This window comes from bacterium (genome assembly GCA_035281585.1).
GTDB lineage: Bacteria > UBA10199 > UBA10199 > DSSB01 > DSSB01 > DATEDP01.
This window is the reverse complement of the sequence record DATEDP010000039.1, coordinates 19804-36654: the sequence shown is the minus strand read 5'-3', so window position 1 is coordinate 36654 and position 16851 is coordinate 19804. Positions and strand designations below refer to the sequence as shown.

Annotated in this window: 14 protein-coding genes; 7 read left to right on the top strand and 7 right to left on the bottom strand. The window is 62.1% G+C overall.

Annotated elements, in window-relative coordinates:
* From VJR29_03050 to VJR29_03040, 3 genes are all read left to right on the top strand, one after another.
* Positions 1-213 (top strand): electron transfer flavoprotein beta subunit/FixA family protein (locus tag VJR29_03050; protein HKY62373.1); only part of this gene is annotated, 213 nt, incomplete at its 5' end.
* 24 nt (positions 214-237) lie between these two features.
* A complete protein-coding gene (locus VJR29_03045; GenBank protein HKY62372.1) occupies positions 238-1221 on the top strand; it encodes an electron transfer flavoprotein subunit alpha/FixB family protein in 984 nt (327 codons plus the stop codon).
* Positions 1222-1308: 87 nt separating this feature from the next.
* Positions 1309-3090 carry an acyl-CoA dehydrogenase family protein gene (locus VJR29_03040; GenBank protein HKY62371.1) on the top strand — a complete coding sequence of 594 codons (1782 nt, stop codon included), beginning with the start codon at positions 1309-1311 and terminating at the stop codon, positions 3088-3090.
* Positions 3091-3096: 6 nt separating this feature from the next.
* On the opposite strand, the gene VJR29_03035 is transcribed toward VJR29_03040, so the two are convergent.
* Both VJR29_03035 and VJR29_03030 read right to left on the bottom strand, forming a co-directional pair.
* On the bottom strand, positions 3097-3480 hold the full coding sequence (locus tag VJR29_03035) for a hypothetical protein (protein ID HKY62370.1): 384 nt from the start codon (positions 3478-3480) through the stop codon (positions 3097-3099).
* A gap of 86 nt (positions 3481-3566) precedes the next feature.
* Positions 3567-3866: a DUF721 domain-containing protein gene (locus tag VJR29_03030; GenBank protein ID HKY62369.1), complete on the bottom strand. Its 300-nt coding sequence runs from the start codon at positions 3864-3866 to the stop codon at positions 3567-3569.
* A gap of 168 nt (positions 3867-4034) precedes the next feature.
* On the opposite strand from VJR29_03030, the gene VJR29_03025 reads away from it, so the two are divergent.
* Positions 4035-5681, top strand: coding sequence for a sigma 54-interacting transcriptional regulator (locus VJR29_03025; protein ID HKY62368.1), 1647 nt, complete (start codon positions 4035-4037; stop codon positions 5679-5681).
* Here VJR29_03025 and VJR29_03020 read toward each other — a convergent pair.
* A complete protein-coding gene (locus VJR29_03020) occupies positions 5656-6039 on the bottom strand; it encodes a YraN family protein (GenBank protein ID HKY62367.1) in 384 nt (127 codons plus the stop codon). The genes VJR29_03025 and VJR29_03020 overlap by 26 nt on opposite strands.
* Before the next feature lie 49 nt (positions 6040-6088).
* On the opposite strand from VJR29_03020, the gene VJR29_03015 reads away from it, so the two are divergent.
* The gene (locus VJR29_03015) at positions 6089-8479 is read left to right on the top strand and encodes a Tex family protein (GenBank protein ID HKY62366.1); all 2391 of its coding nucleotides are present in this window, start codon (positions 6089-6091) and stop codon (positions 8477-8479) included.
* 247 nt (positions 8480-8726) lie between these two features.
* Complete coding sequence (locus tag VJR29_03010; protein HKY62365.1) at positions 8727-11756, top strand: amidase family protein; 3030 nt, start codon at positions 8727-8729, stop codon at positions 11754-11756.
* Here VJR29_03010 and VJR29_03005 read toward each other — a convergent pair.
* Positions 11725-12663, bottom strand: coding sequence for a hypothetical protein (locus VJR29_03005; protein HKY62364.1), 939 nt, complete (start codon positions 12661-12663; stop codon positions 11725-11727). The genes VJR29_03010 and VJR29_03005 overlap by 32 nt on opposite strands.
* A 227-nt stretch (positions 12664-12890) precedes the next feature.
* Between VJR29_03005 and VJR29_03000 the strand changes: the two genes are divergently transcribed.
* The gene (locus tag VJR29_03000) at positions 12891-13661 is read left to right on the top strand and encodes a NifU family protein (GenBank protein HKY62363.1); all 771 of its coding nucleotides are present in this window, start codon (positions 12891-12893) and stop codon (positions 13659-13661) included.
* 125 nt (positions 13662-13786) lie between these two features.
* Here the strand turns inward: VJR29_03000 and VJR29_02995 are convergent, their stop codons facing one another.
* Genes VJR29_02995 through VJR29_02985 form a run of 3 tightly spaced genes read right to left on the bottom strand, consistent with a single transcriptional unit; the run spans position 13787 to position 16842 of the window.
* A complete protein-coding gene (locus VJR29_02995; protein ID HKY62362.1) occupies positions 13787-15220 on the bottom strand; it encodes an aspartate ammonia-lyase in 1434 nt (477 codons plus the stop codon).
* Positions 15221-15262: 42 nt separating this feature from the next.
* Positions 15263-15529 (bottom strand): TMEM165/GDT1 family protein, encoded by a 267-nt coding sequence (locus VJR29_02990; GenBank protein HKY62361.1) that lies wholly within the window; start codon positions 15527-15529, stop codon positions 15263-15265.
* A complete protein-coding gene (locus VJR29_02985; protein HKY62360.1) occupies positions 15526-16842 on the bottom strand; it encodes an NAD(P)/FAD-dependent oxidoreductase in 1317 nt (438 codons plus the stop codon). Before VJR29_02985 ends, VJR29_02990 begins: the two co-directional genes overlap by 4 nt.
* Positions 16843-16851 lie beyond the last annotated feature (9 nt).

Genomic DNA, 16851 nt, shown 5'->3' with positions numbered 1-16851 from the left:
TACGCCTCGCTACCCGGCATCATGAAGGCCAAGACCAAGCCGGTCGAAACCCTCAAGCTCAGCGCCGAGAAGGGCGACGCCCAACCCAAGCTGGTCTACAGCAACTACCGCCTGCCGGCCGAAAAGCCGCCGGGAAAGATGCTGCAAGGCGATGCCACCACCCAAGTCAAGGAACTCGTCCGCTTGCTCCGAGAAGAAGCGAAAGTCCTCTAACGAAAAGAAATCAGGAGAATTACCATGGCTAACGTTTTGATTTTTGCAGAACACCAAGATGGAAAACTCAAGAAGACTTCGCTGGAGCTGGCCAGCAAGGGCGCCGAGCTCGCCGCCAAGATCGGCGGTCAATGCGAAGCGGTCCTGATCGGCAACGGCGTCGAAGGCCTGGCCAACGAGCTGGCGCCCTACGGCGTCAAGAAGGTCACGGTGCTCTCGAGCCCCAAGCTCGACAAGTACAGCACCCTGGGCTTCGTCAACGCCCTGGCCGGCTACATCAAGGAGTCGAATCCCGACATCGTCCTCGGCACCGCCTCGCCGGCTGGCCGCGACTTCTTCCCGCGCCTCGCCGCCCGCCTCGAGACCGGCTTAGCCGCCGACTCGGTCGACCTCAAGATCGACGGCGACGGCAAGCTGTTGGCGACCCACCCGATCTATTCGGGCAAGGCGCTGGTCGACGTGAAGATCCCCAACTCCAAGCCCCAGATGGCCCTGATCCGTCCCAACTCCTTCGGCATCGGCGCGGCCCAGGCCGGCGCCACCGCCGAAGTCCTGAAGAAGGACGTCGACCCGGGCGACATCAAGGCCGAGATGAAGGAGCTGCAGAAGGGCGCTTCCGACAAGGTCGACCTGACCGAAGCCGAGATCATCGTCTCGGGCGGCCGGGCCATGAAGGAAGCGGCCAACTTCAAGATCCTCCAGGAGCTGGCCGACGTCATCGGCGCCACCGTCGGCGCTTCCCGCGCCGCCGTCGACTCGGGCTATGCTCCCCACGACATGCAGGTCGGCCAGACCGGAAAGGTCGTCAATCCGAAGCTATATATGGCTTTCGGCATCAGCGGCGCGATCCAGCACTTGGCCGGCATGCGGACTTCCAAGATCATCGTCGCGGTCAACAAGGATGCCGAGGCCCCGATCTTCCAAAAGGCCGATTACGGCATTGTGGGAGACCTCTTCGAGATCGTACCCTTGTTGACGGCCGAGTTTAAGAAGACGCTGAGCGAGTAGGGGCGACCCTTGCGGTCGCCCTTGGGCAAGGACATCGTTTCGTAGATGGGGCACCTGCGAGAGGTGCCCCTACAATAGGAGATCCCTATGTTTGCAAAGATCCGCCAAGGCGCGAGCTGGCTTCTCTCCCGAGTCGGAGAGGAAGAAATCTTCATCCCCGAGAACATGACCGAGGAGCAGCTCCAGATGGGTCAAACGGTCAAGGACTTCGTCGACAAGGAGGTCTGGCCGAACAACGAGAAAATCGAGCACAAGGAGCCCGGCGTCTCCGACGGCCTGCTGCGCAAGGCCGGCGAGATCGGCCTCCTGATGGCCGAGATTCCCGAGGCCTACGGCGGATTGGGGCTGGGCAAGGTCGCCAGCACCATCATGAGCGAACAGGCGACCACCCAGGGCTCCTGGACCGTCTCCTACATGTGCCACACCGGCATCGGAACCCTGCCGATCCTTTACTTCGGCACCGAGGAGCAGAAGCGGAAGTACCTGCCGAAGCTCGCCACCGGCGAGTACATCGGCGCTTACGCCCTCACCGAGGCCGGCTCCGGCTCCGACGCTCTGGCCGCCAAGACCAAGGCGGTGCTTTCGCCCGACGGCAAGCACTACATCCTGAACGGCGAAAAGATGTTCATCACCAACGGCTCCTGGGCCGACGTGATCACGGTCTTCGCCAAGGTCGACGGCGAGCACTTCACCGGCTTCATCGTCGAGAAGGGCTACGAGGGCGTCAGCGCCGGCAAGGAAGAGAAAAAGATGGGCATCCACGGCTCGTCCACGGTGCCGATCATCCTCCAGGACGCCAAGGTCCCGGTCGAGAACGTGCTCGGTGAGATCGGCAAGGGCCACAAGATCGCCTTCAACGTCCTCAACGTCGGCCGTTGGAAGCTCGGCGCGGCCTGCACCGGCGGCTGCAAGCGGGTGCTCGAGCACACCGTCCGCTACGTCAAGGAGCGCAAGCAGTTCGGCCAACCGCTGGCCGATTTCGAGATCATCCAGCAGAAGATCGCCGACAGCGTGATCCGGACCTACGTCACCGAGTCGATCATGTACCGCTATGCCGGCGAGCTCGACGCGGCGATTGCGACCTTGGACAAGAGCGACGCCGAATACGACAAGAAGGCGCTGCAGATGGTCGAGGAGTACGCGATCGAGGCCTCGATCTGCAAAGTCTACGGCTCGGAGGCGATGGACTTCGTCGCCGACGAGGGCGTCCAAATGCACGGCGGCTACGGCTACATCGAGGAATACCCGGTCGAGGCTTTCTACCGGAACTCCCGGATCAACCGGATCTTCGAGGGCACCAACGAGATCAACCGGATGATCATCCCCGGCACCCTGCTCAAGCGGGCGATGAAGGGCGAGATCGACCTGATGGGCGAGATCCAGCGGATCCTGGGCCAGCTCAAGGAAGGCTTCCCCAAGGAAACCGACCAACGGGTCCTGGTCAACCGGATCAACCTGGTCAACCAAGCCAAGAAGCTGGCGGTCTACGTCAGCGGCGTGGCGGTGCAGAAGTATATGGGCGAGATCAAGGACCGCCAGAGCTTCATGATCGCGATGGCCGACTTCATCATCGAGGTTTATGCCATGGAATCGGCCTTGCTCCGTTCGCTCCAGCTGATCAAGCAGGTCGGCGAGGAGAAGGCCCGGATCCCGATCGCCATCACCAAGTCCTACGTCACCGAGAAGTGCCTGGAGCTGGTCACCCTGGCCAAGCAGTTCTGCGCCAACGTGGCCAAGGGCGACGACGCGGCCTACGAGAAGTACGCCAAGGCCATCGACCGCATTCTCGAGGTCAAGCCGCTCAATACGCTCGATCTCAAGCTGCAGATCGCCCAGCACGCCCTCGAGAAGGACGGCTACGCGATCTAGCTTCGGTCAGTGGAGGCATTCCTCATAAGGCAGGGTGCCGACCGGCGAGATGAGGTAGGAGTTTTCCAGCGACATCGCTTGCAGGTAGCATTCCAAGCTGCCTTTCATCGACGAGGTGGCGGGCTCCGCGGTTTCCGAAACGCGATTTTCGCTCAGGTTGCGGCTGTTGATGAATTCCCAGGCCCGAAAGGCGGCCACCAGCGGCCGAGCGGCGGGCGGCGCGATGAGCATCAGAGCGGCGTCGGTCAGACCGCGCCGAAAGGCGCCTTCGATCAAGTCGCTCGGGCTTTGGCTGAGAACATTCCGGGCGCTTTGCTGGAATTGATGGAAGCCTTCGCAGGTCGCGGAGGCGATACGGCCGAGGATCCGGCCCAACACACGAGGAAACATCCCATACTCCTTCTCGTGTGCACCCGTCGAATTTATCGACCGGCCTTTCAAAAGGATTCCCCAACAATTACAACTATTTGATTTTGTTACTTAAGTATGAAGCGTAGGTCGCGGATCCGAGCCCGGGGATGCTCGGTCTGAAGCTTCCGCAAGAGCAGCTCTTTCATGAGGTTTAACTCCTGGACCCAAGCCGGATGATCGACCTCGATGACCAGGACGTCGCCTTGCATACCCTTGCTCCGGGATTTGGCCGCGATCTGAGGCCCGGCGATCTCCTCCCAACGGGCGGCCGCCTCGTAGCGCCGGAGCTTGGGGCCGAGGTCCCAGCTTTCCAAAGCCTGCTGGAGAATGTCGCCGATTTTTCCGGGGCGCCGCCACGGTTTCATATTCATAGGCTGAACGGGGCTAAAACCCCTTGCTCCATTGGTGTTGATCCGTAGCAAGGGGCTTTAGCCCCGCTCTCCGCCCCCGGCAAGGGGATAATCCTCCTTGACCCTGTCGTTTGGGCTGCATTAAAGGCCTTCCTGGGTAAGGAGCCACCAGCGAGGTAAGCCATGGCTCATCTTCTTTTCTCCCGCGGCGTTGAGCCGGTGTTTCGAGTCGTCCTTCACAATAGCAGCACCAAGATCGGGCGCTCGCCCCAATGCGACATCGTCCTGGCCGAGCCGGAAATTTCCCGCGAGCACGCGGCGCTCTACAAGATCGAGAAAGCTTTCCACCTCAAGAAGCTCGGGCAGGCGGCTTTGACCGTCAACGGCAAGGAAACCGAGTCTCAGACCCTGAAAGACGGGGACCGCATCGAGCTAGGACCTTGGACCGTGACCTTCGACGCCAAGGAGGCCGCCACCGCTCCGGCCGAGGACACCCTCGGGGCCGGCGGACCTTCCCTCGGCTCGACCCATGCCATCGCCAAAGGCCCGCGCGGCCTTTGGGTGAAAGAGCTAAGCCTGCAAATCGAGGAACCCGGAAAAGCCTCCCGAAGCCTGCGCATGAGCTCGGAAAGCCTTAGCCTCGGCGCCGGAGAAAAAAACGACGTCGTCCTCCAGGACCCCTACCTGTCGTCTCGCCATGCCAAGTTGACCCTGCGCGAGGGCCGGCTGTGGGTCCACGATTTGGGCTCGACCAACGGTACTTTCCTCAACGGCGTGAAAGTCCGGGAGGCCGAGCTGGAGGAGGGCCAAATTTTGAAAATAGGGCAGTGCGAGCTGCGGATCTCCAGCGAGGAGCGAGTGGAGAGCGCCGGACCGAAGAACGTCGATCGCTTTCAGGGGATGGTCGGAGGCTCGCTCCAGATGCGCGAGCTCTATGGCTTGCTCGAGAAGGTCGGGCCGACCGAGGCCAGCGTCTTGATCCTCGGCGAATCGGGCACTGGCAAGGAGCTGGTCGCCAGGGCCGTCCATCAACTCTCGGCGCGGCGACGGGGACCCTTGGTCGCGATCAATTGCGGCGCCATCTCGGCCGAGCTGATCGAGAGCGAGCTCTTTGGCCACGAGAAAGGAGCCTTCACCGGGGCGCTCCGCCAGCACGACGGAGCCTTCGGCCAAGCCCGGGGCGGAACCCTCTTTCTCGACGAGGTCGGCGAGCTTCCCTTGGAGCTTCAGCCCAAGCTCTTGCGAGTCCTAGAGAACCGGACCTATCGCCGGGTCGGCGGGATCGAGGAGCTGAGCGCCGATGTGCGCGTGGTTGCCGCCACCCATCGCGACTTGGCCAAAGCGGTCCAGGAAAAGCGCTTTCGCGAGGATTTGTTCTTTCGCCTTTTCGTGATGCCGGTTTATCTGCCGCCGCTTCGCGACCGCAAGGAAGACATCGCCTTGCTTTGCGAGAGCTTTCTGAAAGAATTCGCCTCCGGCAGCGGAGTCAAGGAGCTCAGCCCGGCCGGGCTGGCCCGGGTCCGAGAGCATCTCTTTCCCGGCAACGTCCGCGAGCTGCGCAACCTCCTGCTGCGGGCGATGATCCTGGCTTCGGGTCCCCAGATCGAGCCCCAGGACTTGGTCTTTCCCAATGAGACCGGCTCGGTGGCGCCCTCGGCCGGGGTTCCGCTCGAAAGCTTGGAGGAGATGGAAAAGCGGCTGGTGCTCAAGGCGCTGATGGCCAGCTCCTGGAATAAAGCCCGGGCCGCTGAAACCCTCGGCGTGGCCAAATCGACTCTCTTCGCCAAAATCAAGCTCTATGGGCTCAAAGACCCCCGGGAAGAATCCTGACCAGCTCCACCTTGGTCTCGCCCCCGGCATGGCGGACCGCCGCCGCGGCCAGCTCCCAATGCCATCCTCGGCGGTATTGCGGGTTAGCCTGCAGGAAAGCCATGACCGATTTTTGGAAATGGCGGAGCTTTTTCGGAGTCACGGCCTCGAGGGCGTCGCCGAAAAGCCGGGAGTGCCGGGCTTTGACTTCGACGAAGAGGAGGGCGTTGCGCCGGCTTGCCACCAGGTCGATCTCGCCGAAGCGGGTTCGGAAGCGTTCGGCGACAATTTTATAGCCTTGCCTAAGCAGGTACTTTTTGGCAAAAGCCTCGCCGAGACGGCCTTGTGCCTGATTCCAGGATGGTGTATCTTGCCGCATTCCTTTAGGATATTTGCATGAGTTGTGCCAAAGCCCCATTCCCCTCCCTATGAACTTTCAAGCCTGGTTTTCCGCCCAACATCCCAAGATTCCCCTGTCATCGGCCGAGGCGGTCTTGGCATTGGTCGCCGACGGGGGCACCGTTCCCTTCATCGCGCGCTATCGCAAAGAGCGAACCGGCAATTTGGATGAGGTGGCGATCCAGGAGGTCATCGACGCCCATGAAAAGTGGCAGGAGATCCTTCAACGCCAGAGCCACATCCTGGAGCAGATCGAGAAGCAAAAGCAGCTCACGCCGGAATTAAAAGAGCGGGTCTTGGCGACTTTCGAGCTCGAGCGCTTGGAAGACATTTATCTTCCCTACAAGCAAAAGCGGAAGACCAAGGCGGCTCAAGCCCGGGAAGCCGGCATCGAGCCGCTGGCCGATTGGATCTGGAACTGCGGCCACGGCACCGAGCAGCCCCAGCCCGGCCAAACCTTGGAGCTTTGGGCCTTTACCTTCCGCAACGAGGAGAAGGGCTATCGCGACGCCGCTTTGGTCATTGAAGGCGCTCAAGACATTTTGGTCGAGCGCCTTTCCGAGGTGGTCGAGCTTCGCCAAAAGGTCCGGGAAAAAACTTTCGCCGAGGGACACGTCATCACCGGCAAGGCGCCCAAGGCCAAGCCCCACAGCAAGTACGAGAATTATTTCCAGTTCCACGAATCGATCGCCTCGCTGCTCAAGCCCGAGAATTCTCACCGCTACTTGGCCTTGCGCCGGGGCTGGATCGAGGAAGAGCTGACCTTGGCAATCGGCGGCAAGCCCGAGGGCGACGGCGACAGCGGCTTCGAGGCGGCGCTGCTCGCCGACTACGAGGCCTTGGCCTTGACCGTCCCCGACTCTCCGGGAGCCGAGGTGCTGCGCAAGGCGGCTCGGCTCGCGCTGAAGGCCCACGTTCAACCGAGCATCGACAGCGAGGTCCACAAGGCCTTGAAGACCGTCGCCGACGAGGTCGCGATCAAGGTTTTTGCGGAGAACGTCCGCAAGCTGTTGCTGGCTTCGCCTTTCGGGCCCAAGGCCGTGCTCGGCGTCGACCCCGGCGTCCGCAGCGGCTGCAAGCTGGCCCTGGTCGACGATTCGGGAAAATTCGTCTCCAACACCGTGCTTTATTTGCAGAGCGATGAGGCCAAAGCCGCCGCCAAACAGGGACTGAAGGACTTGCTCGCCACCGGGACGATTCGAGCCATCGCCGTCGGCAACGGAACCGCCGGCCGCGAGGCCGAGATCTTCATCCGGGCCGCGGTCAAGGAAGCCGGCATCGAGAACTTGCCGGTGGTGATGGTGAGCGAGGCCGGGGCCAGCGTCTATAGCGCCAGCGAAACCGCTCGCGAGGAATTCCCCGATTTGGACATCACGGTTCGCGGCGCGATCTCGATCGCCCGCCGCCTGCAAGACCCCTTGGCCGAGCTGGTCAAGACCGACCCCAAGAGCATCGGCGTCGGCCAATACCAGCATGACGTTTCCCAAGCCCGGCTCAAGAAGAGCCTGGACCATGTGGTCGACTCCTGCGTCAACCAAGTCGGCGTCAACCTGAATACCGCCTCGATGCATTTGCTGGCCCACGTTGCCGGCATCGGCCCGGCCTTGGCCAAGGCGGTGGTCGATTATCGCGGCGGCGTCGGTCTTTTTAAATCGCGGGCCGATTTGCTGCAGGTGCCGCGCTTTTCGCAAAAGGCTTTCGAGCAGGCCGCCGGCTTTCTCCGGGTTCCCGAGTCTTCCAATCCGCTCGACAACACCGGCGTTCATCCCGAGAGCTACCCCATCTTGGAAGCCAGGGCCGCCGCCCTGGGCAAGAGCGTGGCCGATTTGATGGGTGCGGGCGCCGCGGTCCTGCGCGAGGACGCCGAATTCAAAGCCAGCGTCGGTGATTTCACCTTCGAGGATTTGATCCGCGAGCTCGAAAAGCCGGGCCGCGATCCGCGGGAGCACTTCGTTCCATTCAGCTTCCGCGATGACATTTTCGAGCTGAAGGATCTCAAGGCCGGGATGATTTGCCCCGGCATCGTCACCAACGTCACCAATTTCGGCGCCTTCGTCGACATCGGGGTTCACCAGGATGGCCTGGTCCATCTCAGCCAACTGGCCCAGCGCTTCGTGAAGGATCCGCGCGAGGTCGTCAGCCCCGGTGACCGGGTCCAGGTGAAGGTGCTCGAGGTCGACCTGGATAAAAAACAGATTTCACTTTCGATGAAGCAGGCCGCCGAAGCTCCTCGCCGGGAAAGGCGTCCTGCTTCGGCCGAAGGCGGCGAACGCCGCCAGGATCGGGGTCCGCGGGGGAGGGGTCGACCGGGCGACCGCCGCGGCGCTCCGCCTCGCCGAGCGCCGGCTCCGCGGCCGGTGTTCAACAACGCCTTTGCCGCATTGGCCGACCTCCGCGACCAGCTGAAGCCCAAAAAATGAGCTATTTCCCGGCACCCCCGCCCGCAAAGCATGCCTAGTCTTTGCTCAGCCGCTTAAATTGTCGCCGTTATTTTATTCCCCCAAAATCGCTAAGTCCTTGAAATCGTGAAGATCCGGCATTTGGCACGGATGTTGGAATGATTCCTAATGAGGAGAGGTAGGTCTTTGGAATCGAGGGAGATCTTTGGACCATTGAGGGGTTATTCTTTTGTCGCCGCCGCTTGTACCACGCCTGAGTTTAGCATCGTTGGATTCCGCTTCGACTTCGCAGAATCCGCCGTCGAGCGCGCCTTCGGCGCATCCGGCCGACCGTTTTCTGGCCCGCTGGCTCGATCGCCAAGCGGCCGACCTAGGTCTCTCCGACGTTCTTAGCCGGGGCGAAGCCCCGACGCTTCGCGAAGCCTACCAGCGCCTGCCCCTGGCCCGCCAAAATGCCTTAGAAAATTCCCTGGGGAAGACCTTCGTCAACGAGCTCATTTCCATCGGCGGCGAGCACGACAAAACTTTGTTTGGGGAAGCTCTTTTGAACCTCGCCGGCCGCCAGGAGCGAGCCGGCCGCGAGGACCTGGCAGCCTCTCTTTATACGAGCTTGCCCGAGCTGAGGAACGGAAGGCCGCCGAGCGCTCAATTGCTTTCGGTTCTCGGCCGTTCCGAAGAGCGGCTCAAGGCTTTGCAAGGCGGCGGAACTTTCGGCAGCCGGGCCGAGCGCTTTGTCCGGAGCATCACCCTCGACAGCACCGCCGAAAGGCTCAACCACGGTGGGGCCTTGCTGGGATTGGCCACGATCGGCTGTTCCTACATCCGGCCGCTTCGGCCCCTGGCCGCGGCCGGCCTTCACTTTCTTTCCAAACCGGCGGTTTCGGCGACCCTGTTGGCCAGTGGCGCCTACATCCTCACTCGCCAAGCTCCCGAGGCTTGGGCCGCCACCGGCCGCTTGTGGAACGGCGGCGATGCGAATCATTCGGCCTTTGCCGATTTTTTGACCGTATCCGGTTTTGGCTTGGGCGTCCTGGGCACGGGAGTCGGAATCGCCAGCTTCGGATTAGGCGGCCGTGCTTTTCGCCTGGCCCGTCAAACGGCTTTGGCCGAGGGCCACAGCTCGGCGGCGGCCACCCGGATCGCCTGGTACCAGGGCGACGCGGTTCGCCGGGCGGTCAACGATCCCGAGATATGGGTTCAGTTTGCCCGAGGCAATCCGGGTCTGCGATTTTGGCAGCGGACTTGGTTGGCCCGGGCCGGCCTGTTCACCGACCGCAGCTTGCTCTATGGTTCGGCCGCGGTCGGTCTCGGGCGCTTCGCCCATGGCCTGCATCAATATGCCAATGCCGGCCCCCTGGCCGAGCAAGCTCCCATTTCGGTCAGCTCCCTGCTGCTCGGCCTGGCGATGGACGTGAGCCCGGCGGTGACCGTCCATCTCTATCGCGCCGGCCGTGGCAACCGATCCTACGGATTGGGACCGGCGATGAGCCAGGAGCTGACCGAACGGCATTACGACGATCCGACCTTGCGCGACACGGTCCTTCGCCGCCTCGATGCCGGGGTTCCGACCTTGTCGCCGGCGGTCGAGCGGGCCTTCATTCGCCAGGCCAATACCGACCTGGCTTGGGTCGAAACGGCTCTCCGCCGGGCCGAGGCTTTGACCCCATTGAAGACCGGCGCCCAGCCCGAGCTCATCGACACGCTGGGCGTGGCCCATCCTGAAATTCCTCGGTCGCCGGAGCCGGTCACTTTTGGCCCCGATGCCCATTGGGTGCCTCATGATCGCCGAGAGGTGATCGCCGGCTACGACATGTCAGCCATCCGCCAGGCCTATGCTTCGGGCGAAGTGTCGCCGATGGGTGTTTTGCAAATTCTCTTGGAGCATCCGGCGGCGCGCGACGGCTCCATCTTCCCCCGGCCCTTGGACCATGGCCACTACCGGCGGCAGTTGTTGGGCATGGCCGAGGAGAGCGAGCGACGTTATCGCGAGGGCAGGGCCCGTCCCTTGGAAGGGGTTTTGATCGCGGTCAAGGATATCTTTCCCGGCGCCGACGGTCGGATGCACGTCGGCAGCAAGACCGCCCGCGTCGCCGGCCATGCTTCCAGTCCGGTGGTTCAAGCTTTGACGGATTTGGGCGCGATTCCGATCACCGTCGGGATGGTCGCCGCGGCGAGCGGCGGAACCGGCAAGCAAGGCGGCTTTGGCTATATTCCCCATCCGACCCGGCCCGGATTCGATCCGGCCGGCTCCTCTTCGGCGACCGCCCACGTGGTCGGTCACCCTGAGCTTCCGATCTCAGCGGGGATTGGAACCGACACCGGCGGCTCGGTTTCGGCGCCCGCCGGCGCCGTCGGCCTTTTCGGTTTCGTGCCCCCGGCCGGCTTGATCTCGACCAAGAATATGGTGCCCTTTGCGACTTTCCTGGATCGGGTCGGGGTCTTGGCCCGGGAAAGCCGCGACGCCATGGAAATCGCCCGATACCTTTCCAAAGTTGAAGGTGGCGATCCGCACCAGCGCTTGCAGAATCCCGGCGCTCAGTTTCAGCCGGCCCATCAGAGGCCCACTATTGCCTATCTGGAAAGCTTGGTGAGCGCCGCCTCGCCCCAGGCCCAAATGAGCTTCCTCCAGCGGATCGACGAGTACCGCGCTCAGGGTTATGAGGTTCAGGCTTTGGGGCCGGAGTGGGATTTCATCGGCGAAGCCCCGATGCGCCTCTATCCCTTCGACGCCTACGTCGCCGGCGCCTTCACCCACACCAATCCGCTCCAGAATCATCGCTTCGATCCGCCGCGGCGGGTCCTGGACGACAACTTGATGGTGCGCTTGCCCAAGGGCGCACTTTCCTTGCGGCTCGGCTTTTACGACCAAGCTCGGGAGCTGTCGCGGCGCTATGAGAGCTTGATCCATCGCAAGATCGGGTCCGACGTGATATTGGCTTCGCCCTCGACCGAAGCCATTTCGACGGCCGACATCTTCGCGAATCGGGCCGGCGCCCGCCTCGACGGCCACGATCGGATCACCATGGCCAAGAACCGCATTCCCGGCTGGGGCCAGCTGACCTTGCCCTCGCAGGATCGTCCCGAGGTCGGCGTCGCCCTCACCGGAACCTTGCCTCAGTTGATGCATTTCAGCGGCGAGTTCCACTCGCTGTTCCGGGCGCGGACCACGCCGCCGCCCGAGAAATGGACCTTCCCGCAGTCCTGGAGGCCTCGGGTCATTCAGGGCGAGGGTGGCCAGCACGACCTGCCGAGCATTCCTTACGCGGCTAGAGTGTCTTCGCCGGACGAAACGCTTTAACGAGGGCTTCGAGGCCGGTGACCGCGAAGCTGGCGATTTGGCCGATGCCGGGGATGAAGTGGGCGAAGTTCTTCGCCGCACCCAAGGTGCTCAGCAGACTCTTTCCCAATTCCTTGAACTTGCCCTGGAGCAGGGATTGAACCGTCCGCATGGCGTTGGAGAGGACCGGTCCCAGCGCCGGGATGAAACGAACCACTTTCGCCAGGACGCTGAGCGCCTTAGCCAGGCCCTGACCGATTTTCTTGAAGGCCCCGCCAAGCCTGCTCCAGAAGCCGGGATAGAGGGAGCCGAAGAATTTGGCCTGGGCCTTCAACCCCTCCCTTTCGGGTTGGAGGGTCGATTTCAGCGAGTCCAGCTTGTCGCGCACCGCCTTGGCTTGGGCGCTGTCCTTGCCGTAGGCGGCTTCGGCTTGTCGAAGCTCGGAGTGGAGCTGGCTCGACTTGGCTTGCTCGAAAGCGGCCAGCCTTTTCTCGGCCTTTTTGTAAATGGACTCGATTCGTTTGGTGAATAAGGACTTCATTTCACCCTTCGAGAGCCCGAGCTGCTTGCGCAGCTGCTCGATTTTTTCCTTCTTCTGCTTGTCGCTCAAGCTGGAGTCCTTGTAGATCGCTTCGATCTGCTCGGTCACTTTCGGCAAATCGATCGGCGCCAAGCCCTTGGCGCCGCGCTTTTGATTCACCTCGCCGAGCTTTTCCAAAACCTTGGGCTCGGGATGGGACAATTCCCGGGCCAGAGTTTTTCGATTGAGGTCGATTTGATTTTTGACTTCGGCGCCGATCGATTGGTTGGAGGATTGATAGCTCGAAGCGGAAGAGGCGGGGGACGAGGCCTCAAGGTTTTTCAACTCGGGGCTCTCGCCGGAGGGTAAGACGGTATGAATCCATTCACTGAGGAAATTGAGTTTCATAGATTTTCTCCTTCCCTCTCGCTGGGGTACAAGGATGAGGCCAACGCCGGGGTCCAGCGCTCTGAATAAATAAATTAACAAAATCAAATACTTGCAATGATACGAGCCGTTCCGGCCTGGAAAGGGGCAAAGGCTTTTACTCCCGAATGTCCGAATTTCGAACCCACCCGCCCTTGACAAGCCGGACCCCTCGCGAGATTGAAGAGGCCCCGAAAAAGAGGTGAACGATGTTTGGTGGAAAAAAAGACAAGATCGAAAGTCTCGAGCGTGAGGTGGCCGAGCTCCGCCGCCAATTGGAAGACCTGCAGAAGAAGCAGGAGTGGCATCTCAAGGTCTTGCGCCAGCAGACCGCCGGCTTGCTCAGCGGCTTGCCCCCGACCGTCGCGGCGGTGATGAGCGGCTTGCCTTATTCGGAGATTCCCAAGGAAAGGGTTTTGGAGTTCATCCAATCGGTGCCGGGCTTGTTAATCCTGGACGTGCGCAGCGACGAGGGTTGGGGCAACGGCCATATTCCCGAGGCCAAGCACATCCCGGCCAATCAGGTGTTGATGCGACTCGGCGAGCTCTCCGACAAGAGTCGCCCGATCTTGACTTTCTGCGCCAACGGCAACACGGCGGTCACGGTGGCCCAGTTGCTGGCCAAGGAAGGTTACCTCTACGTCTTCAACGCCCTGGGCGGAATGGCCGGCTACGGTGGTCCCTTGGTCAAGCCGGAGGTCAAGGCCTCGGATGCCGGCGAGGTCCAGGGGGTGGATCGGGAATTGATCGAGAAGGTTCTGGCGGTCATCGACCGCGACGTCCGGCCGGGCTTGAAGCGGGACGGCGGCGATTTGCAGGTCCTGGCGGTGGAGGAGGGCGTGGTCAAGGTGAAGATGTCCGGCGCCTGCTTCGGCTGTGGGGCTCAGAAGCGCACGGTCGAGGACGGGATCAAGAATCACCTGATGCGCATCATCCCCGAGGTCAAGGACGTCGAGGATCACAGCGGTTCGATGCACTAAAAAATCCCCCCTTTGAAAAAGGGGGGCAGGGGGGATTTAAAGCGGTGGCAGAAAAATCTTAGGCTCGCTTCCAAAGTGCAGCGATTCCTAAATCCCCCCAACCCCCCTTTTTCAAAGGGGGGAAATCAACCGGCCGCCTTCGTTCCACCCTTCAAATTCGGATAGGTGCTGTCGTAGAGGTCGAAGACCTTGTCGATCTGGGCCGGCGTCAGCGAGGTCTGCTGAAGCAGCTCGCGCAGGGGTTTTCCGGTGGCGACGGCTTTCTTCACGATCTCGGCCGTGGCCGCATAGCCCAAAATCGGATTGAGCACCGTCGCGATCGAGACCGAGTTTTCCGCGTAATACTTGCAGCGGTCGGGGAAGGCGACGATCCCGTCGACGCACTTGACGGCCAAGGCCTGCATCGTGTTGCCGAGGATGCTCAGCTCCCAGGTCAGGCAATAAGCGATGATCGGCATCATGACGTTCAACTCGAGCTGGCCGGCCTGCGAGGAGTAAGCGATCGTCGTGTCCAAGCCGAGGACGAAGAATCCCGACATATTGGTCATCTCGGCCAAGACCGGGTTGACCTTGCCCGGCATGATCGAGCTGCCGGGCTGAACCGGCGGAAGGAGAATTTCGTAAAGTCCGGTGCGGGGACCCGAGGCCAGGAGCCGCAGGTCGTTGGCGATGCGGATCAAGTCCAAAGTCAGGTTGCGGATCGCGCTGGAAAGGCCGACGAAAGGCGACATCGACTGCATGGCCTCGAAATAATCCTTGGCCGGCTTGAGCGGCTCGCCGATCAAGCGGCCCAATTCCTTGGCGACCCGTTGGCGGTATTCGGGATGGCTGTTGATGCCGGTCCCGACGGCGGTTCCACCCAGGCCGAGGCGGGTCAAAGGCTCGAAAGCTTGCTCGACCCAGCCGAGATGGCTCTGGAGCACGCTGGCGTAGCCGCCGAACTCCTGGCCGAGGCGGATCGGCGTGGCGTCCTGCAGGTGAGTGCGGCCCGACTTGACGATTTTGTCCCAAGCCTTGGCCTTGGCGGCGAAGGACTTCTGCAGGGTCTTGAGCGAAGCCAGGAAATCTTTTTTCAGCAGAAGGGCGGCGATGCGGATCGCCGTCGGAATCACGTCATTGGTCGACTGGGCCATGTTGACGTGGTCGTTGGGGTTGATCGGATCGTAGACCCCGCGCTTGCCGCCGAGCATCTCGTTGGCCCGATTGGCCACCACCTCGTTGACGTTCATGTGATGGCTGGTGCCGGCGCCGGCCTGGAAGACGTCGACCACGAAATTGTCGCGATGCCGGCCTTGCAGGACCTCGTCGCAGGCTTTGACGATGGCCGCGACGTTCCTCTTGGGGATCAGGCCGAGGCCGCCGTGAACGACGGCCGCCGCCCGCTTGATCAGCACGGTGGCGTCGACGAAGGCCGGATGGGGCTTCCAGCCGCTGATCGGGAAATTGTCCACGGCCCGGGCGGTTTGGACGCCGTAATAGACATGGTGAGGGATTTGCTTTTCCCCGAGAGAGTCCTTTTCAGTGCGATGGGAGGAGGCGGAAGCCTTGGCTTTTTTCATGGGCGCGGATCTATCGACAAGCTCCGGCCTTGGCAACCGAAATCAGCCGCGCCAAAGCGTCCAGATCCCGACCGCGATGAAACCGAGGCCGGCGACGATTTTGAGGTGCTTCGGCGAGATCCATTGGCCGAGCTGGCCGCCGATCAGGACCGCCAAGAGCGAGGAGAGGGTGAGGGCCGCGGCCGCCGCCAGGAAGACCTGCCAAGGGCCGATCTTCCGGTCGGTCGCGTAGAGCAGGGTGGCGAGTTGGGTTTTGTCGCCGAGCTCGGCGACGAAAATGGTGAAGAAGACGGTGAGAAGCTCTTTCATGGCCGGGAGCGCCGTGCCCTTTCCGCGCCGGAGTCGTGGATCATCGGCAAGAGGTCCTCGCCGGTGATCAAGCGGGCGCCGCGCTTGCGGGTGAAGTAATTCCAGGCCCATTGAAACAGCACCAGGATTTTGTTGTCGAACTCGATCAGGTAGCGGATGTGGACGAAGATCCAGATCAGCCAGGCCGGAAAGCCATTCAAACGGAGGAAGCCCAAGTCGGCGACCGCGGCATTCCGGCCGATCACCGCCAGATTGCCCTTGTTGTGGTAGCGAAAGGGTTTGGAATGGCGGTGAGCCAGGCGCTCGCGGATTGCCCGGGCGACGTAGTGGCCTTCCTGCATGGCCACCGGAGCCACGCCCGGAAGCAGCTTGCCGTCCTGTTCCACCGCGGCCAAGTCGCCGATGATGAAGATGTTGGGGTAGCCCGGCAAGCTGAGGTCGGGATCGACGCTCAGCCGTCCGGCCCGGTCGGGCTTCCGGCCGGTTTTGGCGGCGAGCTTTCGGCCCAGGGGCGAGGCCTCGACGCCGGCCGCCCAAAGGACGGTGCGGGCCGGAATCTTTTCGCTGCGGCTGTCTTTTTTGACCGTGACCGAATCTTCGTTGAGCTGGGTCAAGAGGGTTCGGGTGTGGACGGTGACGCCGAGCTTTTTCAGCTTGGCCTCGGCCTTGCGCGAGAGCTCGGGCGGGTAGGTCGGCAAGAGGCGGTCGGTGCCTTCGAGCAAATGGATGCGAACTTCTTGGGAGTCGAAATTACGGAATTCACCCTTGAGCGTGCCATGAGCCAGCTCGGCCAAGGCCCCGGCCAGCTCAACGCCGGTGGGGCCGCCGCCGACGACCGCGAAGCTCAGCCAGGCATTGCGGGTTTCGAGGTTCTTCTCGCGCTCGGCGGTCTCGAAGGCCAGGAAGATCCGGCGCCGCATGTCGAGAGCATTCTCCACCGACTTGAGGCCCGGGGCGAGGGCTTCCCATTCGGAATGACCGAAATAATGGTGGCTGGCGCCGGTCGCGACGACCAAATAGTCGTATCCCACCTCGTCATCGGCCAGCCGAACGATTTGGCGTTCGGGGTCGATGTCGAGTATCTCGGCGTTGAGCACCCGGAGGTTGGCATGCCGCTTCAAGATCGATCGAAGCGGCGAAGCGATCTCGCCCGGCGAAAGGCCGCCGGTCGCGACTTGATAGAGCAGCGGTTGAAAGAGATGAAAATTGCGCCGGTCGATCAAGGTGATTTTGGCTTCGATGCCCTTCAAGGCCTTGGCCGCATAGAGACCGCCGAACCCGCCGCCGAGCAGGACGATTCTCGGCCTTTTCACTCCCGGTTT